Below are 17,097 nucleotides of genomic sequence, written 5' to 3'. Positions count from 1 at the left end.
GCATAGGCTGGCTTACGCGTAGCCGTAGCTCATCAGGCGCTGATAACGACGGTTGAGCAGCTCTTCCGTGCTCAGCACGTCGAGATCCGCCAGATCCGCCAGCAGTTGCTTTTTCAAGCTTGCCGCCATATCCACTGGTTGACGATGCGCGCCGCCCAATGGTTCAGGGATGATCGAATCGATCAGCTTCAGCTCTTTCAGACGATCGGCGGTAATGCCCATCGCTTCAGCCGCCAAAGGCGCTTTATCAGCGCTTTTCCACAGAATAGAAGCACAGCCTTCCGGTGAAATCACCGAGTAGGTGCTGTACTGCAGCATGTTCACTTTGTCGCCCACGCCAATTGCCAGCGCACCACCGGAACCGCCTTCGCCAATCACGGTACAGATGACCGGAATTTTCAGACCTGACATTTCACGCAGGTTGCGTGCGATGGCTTCTGATTGTCCACGCTCTTCGGCGCCCACACCAGGGTATGCACCCGGGGTGTCGATGAAGGTGATCAGTGGCATTTTGAAGCGTTCAGCCATTTCCATCAGTCGCAGCGCTTTACGATAGCCTTCTGGTGCTGGCATACCGAAGTTACGACGGATTTTCTCTTTGGTTTCACGACCTTTCTGATGGCCAATCACCATCACCGGACGACCATCCAGACGGGCAATACCGCCGACAATCGCTTTGTCATCGGCATAAGCGCGGTCGCCAGCCAACTCATCGAAATCATCAAACGCGTTGCGGACATAGTCCAGCGTGTAAGGGCGCAGCGGGTGACGCGCGAGCTGCGCAACCTGCCATGCACCTAAATCGGAGAAGATTTTACGGGTCAGCTCAACGCTTTTTTCGCGCAGACGCTGCACTTCTTCATCCAGATTAATATCGTGTTTCTCATCCGAACGGCCAATTGACTTCAGCGAGTCGATTTTCGCTTCCAGTTCTGCGATTGGCTGTTCAAAATCCAGGTAATTAAGACTCATAATGTTCCTGTTTTAGTCAAACTCCAGTTCCACCTGCTCCGATCCTACTAACGACCGCAAATCGTTGAGTAAACGATCGCTGGGCGAAATACGCCACGCTGCACCAAAGCGCAGCTTCGCCCGCGCATCTGCTCTCTGATAATAGAGATGCACCGGAATGGTCCCGGAGCGATGAGGCTCCAGAGACTGGCGGAGACGGTTTAAAAGCTGGTCATCAATTTGCCTGTCCGTCAGCGAGATAGCAAGTCCGCGCGCGTATTTTTCCCGCGCTTCGTCGATGTCCATCACTTCTCGAGCGGTCATTTTAAGGCCACCGCTAAAGTCATCAAAGCTGACCTGTCCACTGACGATCAGGATACGGTCTTTCTCCAGCAACTGCTGGTATTTATCTAACGCATCGGTAAATAACATCACTTCCAGACGACCAGAGCGATCGTCGAGAGTACAAATACCAATTCGGTTGCCGCGTTTCGTGACCATCACGCGAGCGGCAATCACCAGCCCCGCCGCGATGGTTACTTTACCACGATCCGTCGGATGCATGTCCTTCAGGCGCATGCCACCAACGTAGCGATCAATTTCTTTAAGATACTGATTAATTGGGTGGCCGGTGAGATACAAACCCAGCGTCTCACGCTCACCGTCCAGTTGAATCTGTTCCGGCCATGGCGTGATGTTGGTGTATGACTTCTCCACCTGTTCAGGCTCTTCGGCCAGCACGCCAAACATATCTGCTTGTCCGGTCGCTTCCGCTTTTGCGTGCTGATCCGCAGCTTTCAATGCATCGCTGAGCGCGCTCATCAAGGCAGCACGATGCGGACCGAGGCGATCAAAAGCTCCCGACATGATCAGCTTTTCCATCACACGACGGTTAATCTTTTTCGTATCGGTGCGAGCGCAGAGATCAAACAACTCTTTGAAGTAGCCGCCTTCATTACGTGCTTCGATGATGGCTTCAATCGGCCCCTCACCCACGCCTTTAATGGCGCCGATACCATAGACGATTTCGCCTTCATCATTCACATGGAACGGATACAAGCCAGAATTGATATCGGGCGGCAGCACTTTCAGGCCCATGCGCCAGCACTCATCCACCAGGCCAACGACCTTCTCGGTGTTGTCCATATCGGCGGTCATTACCGCTGCCATAAATTCTGCCGGGTAGTGCGCTTTCAGCCACAGCGTCTGGTAAGACACTAAAGCATAGGCTGCCGAGTGCGACTTGTTAAAGCCATAACCCGCAAACTTCTCTACCAGATCGAAGATCTTCATCGAGAGTTCACCGTCAACACCCATGCTTTCTGCACCGTCCTGGAACACCGAACGTTGTTTGGCCATCTCTTCGGGTTTCTTTTTACCCATTGCACGGCGCAGCATATCCGCGCCACCCAGGGTATAACCCGACAGCACCTGAGCGATCTGCATCACCTGCTCCTGATACAGGATGATGCCGTAGGTGGGTTCCAGCACCGGCTTCAGGGTTTCGTGCTGCCACTGAATATCCGGGTACGAAATTTCTTCACGGCCGTGCTTACGGTCAATGAAGTTATCAACCATGCCCGATTGCAGCGGTCCCGGGCGGAACAGTGCCACCAGTGCAATCATATCTTCAAAGCAGTCCGGCTTCAGACGCTTGATCAGATCTTTCATGCCGCGTGATTCAAGCTGGAAAACCGCTGTGGTTTCCGAGCGTTGCAGCATATCGAAGCTTTTCTTGTCATCCAGCGGGATGGCGGCGATATCAATCGGCTCCAACCCTTCTTTGGCGCGGCGCGGGTTAATCATCTTCAGCGCCCAGTCAATGATGGTCAGCGTGCGCAAGCCGAGGAAGTCAAACTTCACCAGGCCGGCGTATTCCACATCATTTTTATCAAACTGGGTTACCGGGAATTGGCCATTCTCATCACAGTAAAGCGGCGCAAAATCAGTGATTTTGGTCGGTGCGATAACCACCCCACCAGCGTGTTTACCGGCGTTACGTGTGACACCTTCCAACTTGCGCGCCATATCGATCAGCGCTTTGACCTCTTCATCTGCCTCATAGATTTCCGGCAGCTGCGGTTCCGCTTCAAAGGCTTTTTCCAGCGTCATGCCGGGATCCGGCGGGATCAATTTGGAGATGCGATCCACAAAGCCATACGGATGCCCCAGCACACGTCCTACGTCGCGGATAACCGCTTTCGCCGCCATGGTACCGAAAGTGATGATCTGCGAAACCGCTTCGCGCCCATACATCTCGGCGACATGATCGATCACCTGATCACGCTTCTCCATGCAGAAATCGACGTCGAAGTCGGGCATGGAGACACGTTCCGGGTTCAGGAAGCGTTCGAACAGCAGGTCAAATTCCAGCGGGTCGAGGTCAGTGATTTTCAGCGCATACGCGACCAGAGAACCAGCACCCGAGCCACGGCCCGGCCCAACCGGGATACCGTTATCCTTCGACCACTGGATAAACTCCATGACGATCAGGAAGTAGCCAGGGAAGCCCATCTGATTGATAACGTTGAGTTCAATCTCAAGACGTTCATCATATTCTGGCCGCTTCTCTGCACGCACCTTGTCATCCGGGAACAGGAATTCCAGACGCTCTTCCAGCCCTTCACGAGACTTCATGACGAGGAAATCTTCAGTCGTCATTTCCCCGGTGGGGAATTGCGGCAGGAAGTATTCACCCAGGCGTACCGTGACGTTACAACGCTTAGCAATCTCTACGCTGTTTTCCAGCGCTTCCGGGATGTCCGAGAACAGCTCGCACATCTCCTCTTCGCTGCGCATATATTGCTGAGGACTGTAATGACGTGGGCGTTTTGGATCGTCCAGCGTGAAGCCATCATGAATCGCCACGCGAATTTCATGGGCGTCAAAATCTTCTTCGTTGAGGAAACAGACTTCGTTGGTGGCCACCACCGGCACACCTTCGGCAATCGCTAACTCAACGGCGGCATGCAGATAAGCCTCTTCATCGGCGCGTCCAGTACGCGTCAGCTCGAGGTAATAACGATTGGGGAAATGTTCCTGATAGAAACTGAGGCACTGCGACACCAGCGCACTGTTGCCGCGCAGTAGACTGCGGCCAACATCGCCCTTGCGTCCACCGGAGAGCAGAATGATGCCTTCACCCAGTTCGACCAGCCAGTCACGGTCAATAATCGGTCCGGCAATGCCATATCCACGCTGATAGGCACGCGAAATTAACAACGTAAGGTTCTGATAACCGGTGTTGTTGGCGGCAAGGACCGTGAGTTGTGTCAGCTCATCGCCCATCAACTCGCTGGCGACGTGGAAATCCGCACCAATAATCGGTTTGATGCCTGCATCGTGCGCACTGCCGTAAAAACGCACCAACCCGCAAAGGTTGATGTAATCGGTAATCGCAATCGCCGGCATACCCAGCGCAGCCGCCTTCTTGACCAATGGCTTAGTTTTCGCCAGGCCATCGACCATCGAATAGTCGCTGTGTACGCGCAGATGTATAAAACGAGGTTCAGCCATATCAGTTTCCGATTAAAACAGCGTCAGGCTATTAAAGCGCAGTCGGCTGACGCGCGGCCAGCACATCAGCATCAATCAGGGCATTTCGCACCGGTGCAAAGCTGCGGCGATGATGTGGCGTGGCACCAAACTGCGTCAATTTTTCCATATGCAACGCAGTTGGGTAACCTTTGTGCTGGGCAAATCCATATTCCGGGAACAACAGATCCAGCTCGGCCATTTCACGATCACGCGTGACTTTCGCGATGATCGAGGCTGCACTGATCTCTTGTACCAGGCTATCGCCCTTCACCACCGCCTGCGATGGCATGGGCAATGCCGGACAACGGTTGCCATCGATCAACACAAAATCAGGCGTAACAGGCAGACCCGCTACCGCACGCTGCATCGCCAGCATAGTGGCGTGCAGAATGTTGAGTTGGTCGATCTCTTCAGGCTCCGCACGGCCGAGGCTCCAGGCTAGCGCTTTCTCTTTGATCTCATCATACAGCGCCAGCCGACGCTTTTCGGAAAGCTTCTTTGAGTCGGCCAGCCCTTTAATCGGATTCGCGGGGTCGAGGATGACTGCTGCAGTGACAACGGCGCCTACCAGCGGACCTCGCCCCACTTCATCCACGCCAGCAATGCGCTGTGCGTTTGGGTAGATAAACTCAGTCATTGGCAATCTCCAGTACGGCGTCCGCGGCTTGCTCATCAGCATTCCAGCGAATCTGTTGATGCAACTCGTTGAAGGTGTTCAGCAGGTCATCGCGCTCTGGTCCGGCATGCAACAGAGGTTCCAGCGCAGCCGCCAGTGCCTCTGGCTGGCACTCTTCCTGCAACAGCTCTTTGACCAACTCCCGACCCGCCAGCAGATTGGGCAGTGAAACGTAAGGCGTTTTCACCAAACGCTTCGCCAGCCAGAAGGTAAAGGGTTTCATGCGGTAACCGACCACCATCGGACACTTCGCCAGCATGCACTCCAGCGCAGCAGTGCCGGATGCGAGAATCGCCGCATCGCTGGCGATCATCGCCTGACGGCCTTTGCCATCCAGCAAATGCATCGGTAGCTCGGGTGCCACTTCAGCTTTAATCTGTTCAAACTGTTCGCGGCGTTTGGCATTGACCAGCGGCACCACGATTTCCAGCGCGGGATAACGCTGACGCAATAACTGCGCCGCACGCAGGAAATCCGCACTCAGCATTTCCACTTCTGCACCACGGCTACCCGGCAGCAAGCCCAGACAGATCGCATCCTCCGCGATGCCTAACTCACGTCTCGCCGCAGATTTGTCTGGCTGCAGCGGCATGGCATCGGCCATGGTATGGCCAATAAAGCGGCAAGGTACGTTGAATCGATCGTAAAACGCTTTTTCAAACGGCAGAAACGCCAGTACCAGGTTGGTATTGCGGCCAATTTTGAACACGCGTTTTTGTCGCCATGCCCACACGGAAGGACTGACGTAATGAATGGTGCGAATTCCTGCGCGCTTCAGGCTGCCTTCCAATGTGATATTGAAATCTGGCGCATCGATGCCAACAAACACATCCGGCTTGAGTTCGGTGAAGCGCTGCGTTAAATCCTTGCGAATTTTCAGCAAGCGGCGCAAGCGGCCGAGCACTTCAACAATGCCCATCACCGCCAGCTCTTCCATCTCATACCAGACTTCACAGCCTTCGGCCTGCATCAGCGGACCGGCAACGCCGACAAAGCGGGCATCAGGATGACGCGCTTTGAGCGCACGGATAAGACCTGCACCAAGAATATCGCCGGAGGTTTCTCCGGCGACCAGGGCAATCGTTAAGGGACGCACTGACATGGATTAACGAATCAATCCACGCGTCGAACGGGCAAAGAAGTCATAGAAAGGCTGCACTTCGCTGTGTTGTTTTGCCAGCTCTTCAATCTCTGGTTTCACTTCATCCAGCGTTTTACCACTGCGATACAGCAGTTTGTACGCATTGCGAATCGCGTGCAGTGCTTCTTTGCTAAAGCCACGACGTTTGAGGCCTTCGATGTTGATACCGAACGGTGTCGCGTGGTTGCCCTGCGCAATAACGTACGGTGGGACATCCTGCGCGACGCCTGAACAACCGCCAACCATCACGTGTGCACCAATGGTGCACCACTGGTGGACTGCCGTCATCCCGCCGATAATCGCGAAATCATCCACGGTGACATGGCCACCCAGCGTGGCGTTGTTGGCAAAGATGCAACGGTTACCAATGACGCAATCATGCGCGATATGCGCATTGACCATCAGCAGGTTATCACTGCCAATTTTGGTGAGGTTGCCACCCTGCGTCGTACCACGGTGAATGGTGACGCTCTCGCGGATGCGGTTGCGATCGCCGATTTCAACACGGGTCGGTTCACCGGCATATTTCAGGTCCTGGTTCACTTCACCAATCGAAGCAAACTGATAGATCTGATTGTCTTTGCCGATACGCGTGTGGCCGTTCACCACCACGTGCGATTTGAGCACCGTACCTTCACCAATTTCCACGTTAGCGCCGACAAAGCAGAACGGGCCGATGTGAACATTGGCGCCGATGACGGCACCTTCTTCAATAACGGAACTGGGATGAATATTGGCGGTTGAATCAATCACTAATTATGCCTCCCGGCTACGGGCACACATCATGGTCGCTTCACAGACAATCTTGCCGTCTACAGTTGCCACGCCTTTGAAGCGCGTCAGACCACGACGAGTTTTCTCGAAGGTCACTTCCATGATCATCTGATCGCCCGGTACCACTGGACGTTTGAAGCGGGCTTCGTCGATACCGGCGAAGTAATACAGCTCGCCGGGTTCCAGTTTTCCAACGCTTTTGAACGCCAGAATACCGGTTGCCTGCGCCATTGCTTCCAGAATCAGAACGCCTGGGAAAATCGGCTTACCAGGGAAGTGTCCCTGGAAAAACGGTTCATTAACAGAAACGTTCTTCACCGCACGCAGATATTTATGCTCTTCAAATTCCAGCACGCGGTCAACCAGCAAGAACGGATAGCGGTGCGGCAGCAGTTCTAAAATCTCTTCGATTTTCAGAGTATGCGTTTCAGTTGTCAAAATACTCTTCCTGTCCTAAAAAATCTGATGGCAATAATAACACGGCCTGCACAGATCAAAATGATCCTCCGCAGGCCGCAAATCAGTTCGGTGGCGTAACGCTTTCCTGAGAGACCTTCTAACGCTTTCGGGTTAAGCCGAAGTTGTAAAAAGGCACGCTGCTTTATTATGAAAGCGGGTAGCAAGCGATGCGTTTAGTCGTCTTTGCCGACCTTACGTTCGATGGCTTTTAAGCGTTTGCTTATTTCATCGATATTCATCACCAGCGCTGCCGTTTTACGCCAGGTTTTGTTGGGTTGCAGTGGGATACCCGATGAGTATACCCCAGGCTCTGTGATCGGGCGCATTACCATGCCCATGCCCGTTACGGTCACTTTGTCACAGATTTCCATATGGCCGTTAATGACGCTGGCGCCGCCAATCATACAATAACGTCCAATCTTCAGACTACCCGCCATGATCACACCGCCCGCAACGGCCGTGTTATCTCCAATCACAACGTTGTGCGCAATCTGACACTGGTTGTCTATGATAACACCATTGCCGATCAGAGTGTTATCCAGTGCACCGCGATCGATAGTGGTACAAGCACCAATTTCAACGCGATCACCAATTACCACGGTTCCCAGCTGTGGAATTTTCACCCAATTGCCACGGTCGTTAGCATACCCGAAACCATCGGCACCGATCACGGTACCCGACTGAATCAGACAATCCTGACCAATCTCGATCTCATGGTAAATCGTCACGTTAGCCCACAAACGTGAGCCGCGACCGATACGCGTCTGCTTACCGACAAAACATCCTGCGCCAATCACGACGTCGTCGCCCAGCTCAACGCCAGACTCGATCACCGCATTCGCGCCCACCGAAACGTTCTTACCCAGCGTCGCTGTCGGATCGATCACCGCACTGGGCGCGATATTCTGCGCGGGCTGCGGCGTTGTGTCCAGCAGTTGTGCCATGCGAGCGTACGTTAGGTAAGGATTTTTCACCACCAGGGCAGCGGTTTTACACCACTCCAGATCCGCTTCCGTCAGCACCACGGCTGAAGCCTGGATATGAGCGAGCTGCTCGCGGTAGCGGCTGTTTGCAAGAAAAGTGATTTGACCAGTGGTGGCGGATTGCATAGAAGCAATGCCGGAGATGGCGATATCGCCATCTCCGTGCAATTCTGCATCCAACTGCTGGGCTAAATCAGCCAGTCGAATTGATGACATCGATTATTTAACCTGTTTTACAACGTCAGCAGTAATGTCTTTAGCATCAGCAGAGGAGTACAGAACGGCCTGAGAATCCAGCACCAGATCGTAACCATCGCTTTTCGCTACAGACTGAACAGCGGTCTGGATTTTAGCCAGCAGCTTGTTACGCTCCTGCATCTGACGAGTCTGGTTGTCTTTGTCGAAAGCCTGCGCTTTCTGTTCAAAAGCAGCACGCTCAGAAGCAATTTGCTTCTCTTTCTTGGTGCGGTCGCTGGCCTTCATGGTTGACGCATTGCGCTGCAGATCCTGGATTTCACCCTGGATTTTCTGCTGCTGCGCCTGGAGGTCAGAAGCACGGCTTGAGAACTCGCCCTCAAGCTGTTTAGCAACAGCGGCACGCTGCGGAGACTGCTGGAATACCTGGCTCAGGTTCACGACGGCGATTTTATCGGCCGCCTGGGCACCCGCAGAAGCAGCTAAAGCAACACCCAGAGCAGCAGCACAGAACAACTTTTTCACTATAAACTCCTTACCTCAACGTGTGTGTTTGCAGCGTGTCACGACAGAGCGCGACACGGATGCAAGACGGTATTTTCACTTCCTTGTTCAGAGCCTTACCAGGTTTTACCAATGTTAAACTGGAACTGCTCTGACTTGTCTCCCTCGACTTTCTTCATCGGCTGAGCATATGAGAATACCAGCGGACCTAATGGCGACATCCATTGCAGCGCAATACCGGCAGAGACACGAATGTTATTCGGATCGCTGTAGTCCGGAATGCCCGCCGCACGGGTTTCTGCGGTGTTCTGCCATTTGGTATCCCAGACAGTACCGGCATCCATGAACACCGATGTACGAACTGAGTTAGCGTATTTCTCGCTCAGGAACGGCGTTGGCGTGATCAGCTCAAGGCTGGCAATGGCCATCGCGTTACCACCCACCGCATCATCTGACTTACAGACGCCATTGGCATCCGTCAGGTTACAGGTGGAGGAGTGATCGTTCAGGTAAGCCGCTTTCGGACCAATGGTATTGGACTGGAAGCCACGAACCGTACTTGAACCACCGCCGTAGAAGTTCTCATAGAACGGCATCTCTTTTCCACCGAGCCCGTCACCATATCCGACACGGCCACGACCCAGTACCACCCAGGTGCCATCACGGTTCAGTGGCACGTATTGCTGAGAATCCAACGTCGCTTTGTAGAAGGCGTTATCGGAACCTGGAATAGTCACTTTGCCGTTCAGATTGGTACGGTTACCCCTGGTCGGGAAGAAACCACGGTCCAGCGTGTTGTATGTCCAACCGTAGTTGAAGGTGAAATCATCTGCAGAGAAATCACCTTTATCATTCAACTCCTGATGGCGGCCGACCGAGTCAAGATATCGCCACATCGCAATCTGCGGTTGCATGTTGGACAGGTCGTTATGCACGTAACCCAGGCCCACACGCAGCGTGTTGTTCTCATTCACCGGGAAGCCTAACGTGCCGTCCACACCATAACTTCTGTTGGTATAGTCAGACAGGTCAGCATCATTCGCTTTAAAGTCGTTATAGAATAAACGACCACCCAAGCTCACGCCGTCGACGGTAAAGTACGGATCGGTCAGTGAGAATTCAGCGTAGGTCTGGTAATCGTTTTTGGTACCGCTGATGCCAACGGTATTACCGGTACCGAGCCAGTTGTCCTGGGTCACACCCACCTGGAAGCTGACGCCACTTTCAGTACCGTAGCCGACACCAAAGTTGAAGGTACCGGTGTTACGCTCTTTCACCTTGTAGACGACATCGACCTGGTCCGGAGAACCTGGCACGCGCTGGGTGTCCACATCAACGGTTTCAAAGTAACCGGTACGGTTCAGACGCTCTTTACCCTGATCAACCAGGTCGCTGCCCAACCATGCGCCTTCCATCTGACGCATCTCACGGCGCAGCACGGAATCTTTCGACGTATCGTTACCTTCGAAGCGCACTTTACGCACGTAATAACGGTTACCGGCATCCACATTGATATGCAGTTTAACGGTTTTGTCTGCATCGTTAATTTCCGGCTGTGTCACCACACGCGGATAGGCATAGCCATAACGACCCAGCAGTTTTTTGATGTCGTCTTCCATCTGGGTGACTTTGGTGCCGTTGTACAGCTCACCCGATGGAATACGCGTCATCTTTTCGATTTCCGCAGAGTGGCCCGCCATGCTGCCGTTCACGATCACGCCGGCAATCTTATACTGATCGCCTTCGTTGATGTTCACAGTGATGTAGATGCCTTTTTTATCTGGCGTCAGGCTCACCTGAGTGGAATCGATGTTGAAGCGCGCATAACCGCGATCCAGATAGAAGCTTCGCAGGGTCTCAAGATCCCCGGCCAGCTTTTGTTTCTGGTATTTACGATCGCCAACCACGTTCCACCATGGCACTTCATCACGCAGTGAGAAGCGCGAGATCAATTCGTCAGAGCTAAAGGCTTTGTTGCCAACGATGTTGATCTGCTGAATCTGAGCTGACACGCCTTCCTGGAAGACGAATTTCAGATCCACGCGGTTACGGGGCAGCGGTGTCGCAATCGCTTTCACGCTGGCGGTGTATTTACCGACGCTGTAGTAGAAGTCTTCCAGGCCCTTCTCAATCGAAGAAAGCGTGGTGCGGTCGAGTGCTTCACCGACGCGCACACCAGAAGCTTCAAGGTTCTGCTTCAGCTGATCTTCTTTCACCGCTTTGTTGCCGGAGAAAGTGATGCTGGCAATGGTCGGACGCTCTTTCACCTGAACAATCAGGGTTGTTCCATCACGCAGAACCTGAACATCTTCAAAGTTGCCGGTGGCGAACAGAGAGCGAATGGTGTTTCTGACGTCATCGTCAGAAATGGTATCACCGACACGTACGGGCATGCTGAGCAGAGCCGCGCCGACGGCGACTCGCTGGAGACCTTCGAAATGAATGTCCTTCACTACGAAATCGTCTGCACCGTAAACGGTGGCGCTGCTAAACAGCAGCGACGCTATGAGCAACTTTTTCATCGCCATCGTTGTTATGCGTTTTCCTAACACATCCCGCGCCTGTCCGCAGTCCAGCTATTACAGACGTGAGAAATCATTGAAAAGTGCAAGCCCCATTAATAACACCAGCAGAATTGAGCCAATGCGATAACTGAAGTCCTGAACTCGCTCGGACACCGGTCCACCTTTGATCTTTTCGATCGCCAGAAAGAGCAGATGTCCACCATCTAATACCGGCAGAGGGAACAGGTTGATGATCCCCAGATTGACGCTGATCAGCGCCAGGAACATCAGATAATAAATCACCCCGTATTCCGCTGATAACCCTGCACCTTGCGCAATCGAAATTGGCCCGCTCAGATTATTCAGCTTCACATCCCCGGTAATCAACTTGCCCAGCATTGAGACCGTTAACTTCATCAGTTGCCAGGTTTTGACACTGGCTTCACCGATAGCGGCAAAGGGCCCATACTGCCTAACCGTTTTATACTCATCCGGCAGCGGAATGACGCGCGGAATCACTCCCGCAAAGCCTTCCGCTTCATTGCCCGGTTTCGCTTCTGGCGTTAACGTCAACGCCACGAGTTCGCCGTTACGTTCCACATCCAGCGCCATGTTTTTGCGCGGATTATCGCGCACCTGCGCCGCAAAAGCCTGCCATTGTGTTAACGGCTGACCATCGACTTTAACGATCCTGTCGCCTGCTTGCAAACCGGCAGCGCTGGCCGGCGAATTTGCCTGCACTTCAGCTAAGGTCGTTTCGATTTGTGGCCCACGAGGACGAATCCCTAATGCCACAACCGGGTCCTGTTTATCCGGTTCGAACTGCCATTCGCGCAAATCGACCTGCTTCTGCTGCGTGGCATCTTCACCGAATTGCGAGACGGTAAGCGTGGTACTGCTGTCGCCGATTTTTCCGATCAGCGCCATGCGCACTGCATCCCAATCAGGCGTTTCGATACCATCTACCGCTTTAAGTTCCATACCGGAGGTAATTTGCGCTTCAGCTGCGACGGAACCGTTCAGAATTTCGCCAACAACCGGACGCACACCGGGTACGCCGTGGATAAAGACGACCCAATAAGCGAAGACGGCAAAGATAAAGTTAGCAATGGGGCCGGCCGCAATGATCGAAGCACGCTGCAGCACAGTTTTATTGTTGAAGGCCTGATGGCGGAGTTCAGCGGGAACGCTCTCTACGCGTTCGTCGAGCATTTTGACGTAGCCGCCGAGCGGGATCAGGGCAATGACGTATTCCGTGCCCTGACGGTCGCTACGACGCCACAACGCTTTGCCAAAGCCAATCGAGAAACGTTCGACTTTGACACCGCAGCGGCGGGCGACCCAAAAGTGGCCGAATTCGTGCACGGTGATCAGAACGCCAAGTGCCACGATAAAGGCGACAAAACTCCAGAGTATGCTCAACATTGTCGCTAATCCTCAGAGGGTGCGGAACACCAGCAGCAGCAGGCAGGCAAAAACCGGCACCGCAGCGGTCAGGCTGTCGATACGATCGAGGATACCACCGTGACCCGGAATCAAGTTACCGCTGTCTTTGATGCCCGCTTCACGTTTGAACATGCTCTCGGTCAGATCCCCCAGAACCGAAGCCAGCGTAGCAATAACGGCACAGATAATCAGTGTACCCGGCGCCACAGAAAGCGGAGCCAGCAGCGCAAACAGCCAGGCGATAATCGCGGATGACAGCAGGCCGCCAAAGAAGCCTTCCCAGGTTTTACCCGGTGACACTTTTGGCGCCAGCTTATGTTTACCAAACAAACGGCCAAACATATAAGCGCCAGAATCTGCGCCCCAGACCAGCAGCATCACAAACAGCAACCACCATGCTCCCGCAAAGTGATCGGTATCGTAATGATACTGGCGCAGCGCCATCATGCCCCAGAAGAAGGGAATCACGGTCAGGATGCCGAATAACACGCGCAGCGGGCGCGAAGTGCGCCACAACGCCGCAGAGGCAGGATAAAACAGCACGAGAAACAGGGCGACAATCCACCATCCCAGCGCGGCCCAAAGTGAGCCCTCCATCTGGAACTGGTGCAGATTGCGTTGATAGGGTTGCAGGGTGAACAGCATCACTGAGAGCAATAAACCGCATAACACGGCGAGCCAGATACGCTGCTGACGTGTCTTCATACCCGCCAGCTGCCCCCATTCCCAGGCGGCAAGCATACAGATGATGATAGTGGTAATCGCAAATCCGGACAGCGGTAACCAAAACAGAGCAGCGATCACCAGCGGAATCAGAATAAACGCGGTGATCAGACGAGACTTCAGCAAAGGTTACCCCCAGATTGCTCAGGCGCCGCCTGGTGCCGCGCCGCCAAAGCGTCGCTCCCGCGAAGAGAATGCATTCAGTGCACCTTCAAAAACGTGTTCATCAAAATCAGGCCAAAGAACATCGGTAAACCAAAACTCAGCATAGGCAATCTGCCACAGCAGGAAGTTGCTAATCCGATGCTCTCCCCCGGTCCTTATCACTAAATCCACCGGCGCCAGCTCCTGCATACACAGATAGGGAGCCAGACTTTCTTCGGTTATCTGGTCAGGACGTAATAAACCTTCCTGAACCTGTTCAGCCAGTTTTCTGGCACCCTGGATAATATCCCAACGGCCGCCATAGTTGGCAGCAATGTTGAGGGTGAGTCCATTATTTTGCTGAGTCAGTTCCTCGGCGCGACGAATGCGTTCCTGAATACGATTATTGAAACGACTGATATCGCCAATCACGCGCAGACGCACGTTATGCTTGTGCAGGCTTTTGACTTCGCTGTCGAGCGCCCAGACAAACAATTCCATTAAGGCCGTCACTTCCTGAACCGGTCGGCTCCAGTTTTCACTGCTGAACGCATAGAGCGTGAGCGCTTCCAGTTTATGGCTGACCGCAAAGCTGACGGCCCGGCGTACTGATTTTACCCCGGCTTTGTGGCCTGAAATACGCAGTTTGCCCTGATTTTTTGCCCAGCGACCATTACCATCCATAATGATGGCCACGTGACGTGGCGTGCAGTACGACTCGTCATCGATTGTGTTGTGATTGTTGGACGACATAACGCGTAATAATTCCTTTCATCAGAAATGCTGTGGTTTCTGAATACATTGCGCCTGCGGCAAACCCCGGCATCGCTACCAGATGACATCGAAACAATGTCGGGCCGAAAAACGCGAGCGAGCGACTATACCATTTTCACCCTGAGCGAACAAATAGCGGGAAGTATCAACCTGCTAAACGAAAGCGTGGTAGCAATTCTGTGGCACAGATACGCGCTAACCGATCGATCTCCATCACATCCTCAATGCTGCCCGGCTCCTGGCATATCAGGGACGCCAGCACTTCGCTGTTGATGGCGGCGATGTCGGTAAAGCGAATCTGATGCTGCAGAAATGCCGCAACGGCCACTTCGTTTGCCGCATTCAGCGTGGTGGTGGCGGCCTGCCCTGTTGAGCAAGCATCGATTGCCAGCTTCAGGCAGGGATAGCGCTCATAGTCCGGCTCAGCAAACGTCAGTGACTTCATTCGCGTGAAATCGAGTGGCGTTACACCGGCCGAAATACGTGCTGGCCATGCCATGCTGTGCGCGATAGGGGTTCGCATATCAGGCGACCCTAGCTGCGCCAGCACACTGCCATCGCAGTAACGCACCATGGAGTGAATCACCGACTGCGGATGCAGGATGACTTCCATCTGTGCGTCAGTGGCATTAAATAGCCAGCGGGCTTCAATGTATTCAAGACCTTTATTCATCATGGTGGCCGAATCAACGGAGATTTTTCGCCCCATTGACCAGTTCGGATGTGCGCACGCTTGATCTGGCGACATAGCGGCCAAATCCGCTAATGGCGTGTCACGAAAAGGACCACCCGATCCCGTAAGGAGAATAGAATCAATGCCATTCTCTCGCAGATCAGCGTACCCCAACTGATGCTGTATGGAAGCGGGTAAACTCTGAAAAATGGCGTTGTGCTCGCTGTCGACCGGCAACAGCTGTGCCTTGTGATGACGCACGGCCTCCATAAACAGGCGGCCGCACGTGACAAGTGACTCTTTATTCGCGAGTAAAACGGTTTTGCCAGCACGAATTGCGGCAAGTGTGGGTTGCAGCCCGGAAGCGCCAACAATAGCCGCCATCACCTGATCCACTTCATCGAGTGCCGCCAGCTCGCAAGCCGCCTGAACGCCGGAGAGCACTTCGGTAGGAAGATTCAATGCTCTCAGTCGCTCACGCAGCGCTTGTGCGGAGGCTTCATCAGACATCGCCGCATAGCGTGGGGTAAATTGCTGACACTGTTCAGCCATCAGCGCTACGTTTTGACCCGCCACCAACGCGGTGACCTGGTACAAGTCTGGATTGCCTGCGATGACTGCCAGTGTGCTGGTACCAATCGAGCCGGTGGAACCCAGCAGAGTTAATCGCTTCATCATGCTATCCCTGTGACGTCGTGGATCGTGCCTGCAACAGCGCCAGGCACAATGTAAAACGCCGCCAGAGTCGCACAACGTCTCTGAACGGCGTTTTATACCCGTCATACTTTAAGTTGCAAGTGTGTTGGCTAAGCTCATTCACCCCAGTCACTTACCTGAGTAAGCTCCTGGAGATTCATTCCCTTGCCGCCTTCCTGCACCCTGAATTATTTTGGGTATAGGTAATCTGATGGAATTAGAAATCCATCAGTTCCTTTTCTTTTTCGGCCAATGCGACATCAACATTTTTGATGTAGCCATCGGTCATTTTCTGGATCTCATCCTGCGAGCGACGTTCGTCGTCTTCGCTGATCTCTTTGTCTTTCAGCAGCGCTTTGATCTTGTCGTTAGCATCGCGGCGCACGTTACGAACAGAAACACGCCCCTGCTCCGCTTCACCACGCACGACCTTGATCAGATCTTTACGACGCTCTTCGGTCAGCGCTGGCAGTGGCACACGAATATCGGTACCTGCTGAGCTTGGGTTCAGACCCAGGTCAGATGCCATAATCGCTTTTTCAACGGCCGGGCTCAGTGAGCGGTCAAACACGTTGATTTTCAGCGTACGAGAATCTTCTACCGTGACGCTAGCCAGCTGACGCAATGGCGTAGGTGTACCGTAGTAAGGCACCATAATGCCGTCGAGCAGTGAAGGCGAAGCACGACCGGTGCGCACTTTGCTGATTTGGTTTTTGAATGCTTCCACGCATTTTTCCATGCGCGTGTCGGCATCTTTTTTAATGTCGTTAATCACGTTAAAACCCTTGGATTCGGTTTGACCTGGCCATCTCCGGGCAGCCCGGAAGTGGTATCGATAAACATCGATCATCCTGAAAGCTGCGCGATGCCACTGCTTCGCGCCAACAGAATATACCTTATTTTATCTTGCGTCGGGT

Annotated in this window: 14 protein-coding genes; all 14 read right to left on the bottom strand. The window is 53.5% G+C overall.

The annotated features are described in order from the left end of the window. Positions 1–12: 12 nt before the first annotated feature. On the bottom strand, positions 13–972 hold the full coding sequence (gene accA, locus F3J37_RS15115; protein WP_034829454.1) for an acetyl-CoA carboxylase carboxyl transferase subunit alpha: 960 nt from the start codon (positions 970–972) through the stop codon (positions 13–15). A gap of 12 nt (positions 973–984) precedes the next feature. After that, a complete protein-coding gene (gene dnaE / locus F3J37_RS15110) occupies positions 985–4,467 on the bottom strand; it encodes a DNA polymerase III subunit alpha (protein ID WP_058962060.1) in 3,483 nt (1,160 codons plus the stop codon). Positions 4,468–4,498: 31 nt separating this feature from the next. After that, positions 4,499–5,125, bottom strand: a complete 627-nt coding sequence (gene rnhB / locus F3J37_RS15105) for a ribonuclease HII (protein WP_034829460.1) — start codon at positions 5,123–5,125, stop codon at positions 4,499–4,501. Further along, positions 5,118–6,266, bottom strand: a complete 1,149-nt coding sequence (gene lpxB / locus F3J37_RS15100; RefSeq protein WP_058962062.1) for a lipid-A-disaccharide synthase — start codon at positions 6,264–6,266, stop codon at positions 5,118–5,120. The genes rnhB and lpxB overlap by 8 nt, the downstream gene beginning before the upstream one ends. A 3-nt stretch (positions 6,267–6,269) precedes the next feature. Next, complete coding sequence (lpxA, locus tag F3J37_RS15095) at positions 6,270–7,058, bottom strand: acyl-ACP--UDP-N-acetylglucosamine O-acyltransferase (RefSeq protein WP_045832791.1); 789 nt, start codon at positions 7,056–7,058, stop codon at positions 6,270–6,272. A gap of 3 nt (positions 7,059–7,061) precedes the next feature. After that, entirely contained in the window at positions 7,062–7,517 is a 456-nt protein-coding gene (fabZ, locus tag F3J37_RS15090) for a 3-hydroxyacyl-ACP dehydratase FabZ (protein WP_013507953.1), read from the bottom strand. Positions 7,518–7,711: 194 nt separating this feature from the next. Further along, positions 7,712–8,737 carry a UDP-3-O-(3-hydroxymyristoyl)glucosamine N-acyltransferase gene (gene lpxD / locus F3J37_RS15085; protein WP_045813806.1) on the bottom strand — a complete coding sequence of 342 codons (1,026 nt, stop codon included), beginning with the start codon at positions 8,735–8,737 and terminating at the stop codon, positions 7,712–7,714. A 3-nt stretch (positions 8,738–8,740) separates the two neighbouring features. Next, positions 8,741–9,241, bottom strand: a complete 501-nt coding sequence (locus tag F3J37_RS15080) for an OmpH family outer membrane protein (RefSeq protein WP_034829472.1) — start codon at positions 9,239–9,241, stop codon at positions 8,741–8,743. A gap of 95 nt (positions 9,242–9,336) precedes the next feature. Beyond that, positions 9,337–11,748 carry an outer membrane protein assembly factor BamA gene (bamA, locus tag F3J37_RS15075; RefSeq protein ID WP_034829474.1) on the bottom strand — a complete coding sequence of 804 codons (2,412 nt, stop codon included), beginning with the start codon at positions 11,746–11,748 and terminating at the stop codon, positions 9,337–9,339. A 51-nt stretch (positions 11,749–11,799) separates the two neighbouring features. After that, positions 11,800–13,149, bottom strand: coding sequence for a sigma E protease regulator RseP (gene rseP, locus F3J37_RS15070; protein ID WP_038648921.1), 1,350 nt, complete (start codon positions 13,147–13,149; stop codon positions 11,800–11,802). Positions 13,150–13,161: 12 nt separating this feature from the next. After that, positions 13,162–14,019 (bottom strand): phosphatidate cytidylyltransferase, encoded by an 858-nt coding sequence (gene cdsA / locus F3J37_RS15065; RefSeq protein WP_034829478.1) that lies wholly within the window; start codon positions 14,017–14,019, stop codon positions 13,162–13,164. An 18-nt stretch (positions 14,020–14,037) separates the two neighbouring features. Then, positions 14,038–14,790 carry a (2E,6E)-farnesyl-diphosphate-specific ditrans,polycis-undecaprenyl-diphosphate synthase gene (ispU, locus tag F3J37_RS15060; protein WP_034829480.1) on the bottom strand — a complete coding sequence of 251 codons (753 nt, stop codon included), beginning with the start codon at positions 14,788–14,790 and terminating at the stop codon, positions 14,038–14,040. Positions 14,791–14,956: 166 nt separating this feature from the next. Then, the gene (gene ispC, locus F3J37_RS15055) at positions 14,957–16,159 is read right to left on the bottom strand and encodes a 1-deoxy-D-xylulose-5-phosphate reductoisomerase (RefSeq protein WP_205298953.1); all 1,203 of its coding nucleotides are present in this window, start codon (positions 16,157–16,159) and stop codon (positions 14,957–14,959) included. A 238-nt stretch (positions 16,160–16,397) separates the two neighbouring features. Then, positions 16,398–16,955, bottom strand: coding sequence for a ribosome recycling factor (gene frr / locus F3J37_RS15050; RefSeq protein ID WP_034829486.1), 558 nt, complete (start codon positions 16,953–16,955; stop codon positions 16,398–16,400). Positions 16,956–17,097: the final 142 nt, after the last annotated feature.

The organism is Candidatus Pantoea communis (assembly GCF_011752685.1).
GTDB lineage: Bacteria > Pseudomonadota > Gammaproteobacteria > Enterobacterales > Enterobacteriaceae > Pantoea > Pantoea communis.
The sequence above is the reverse complement of the archived record's forward strand: the minus strand, read 5'-3'. Positions and strand labels throughout refer to the sequence as shown.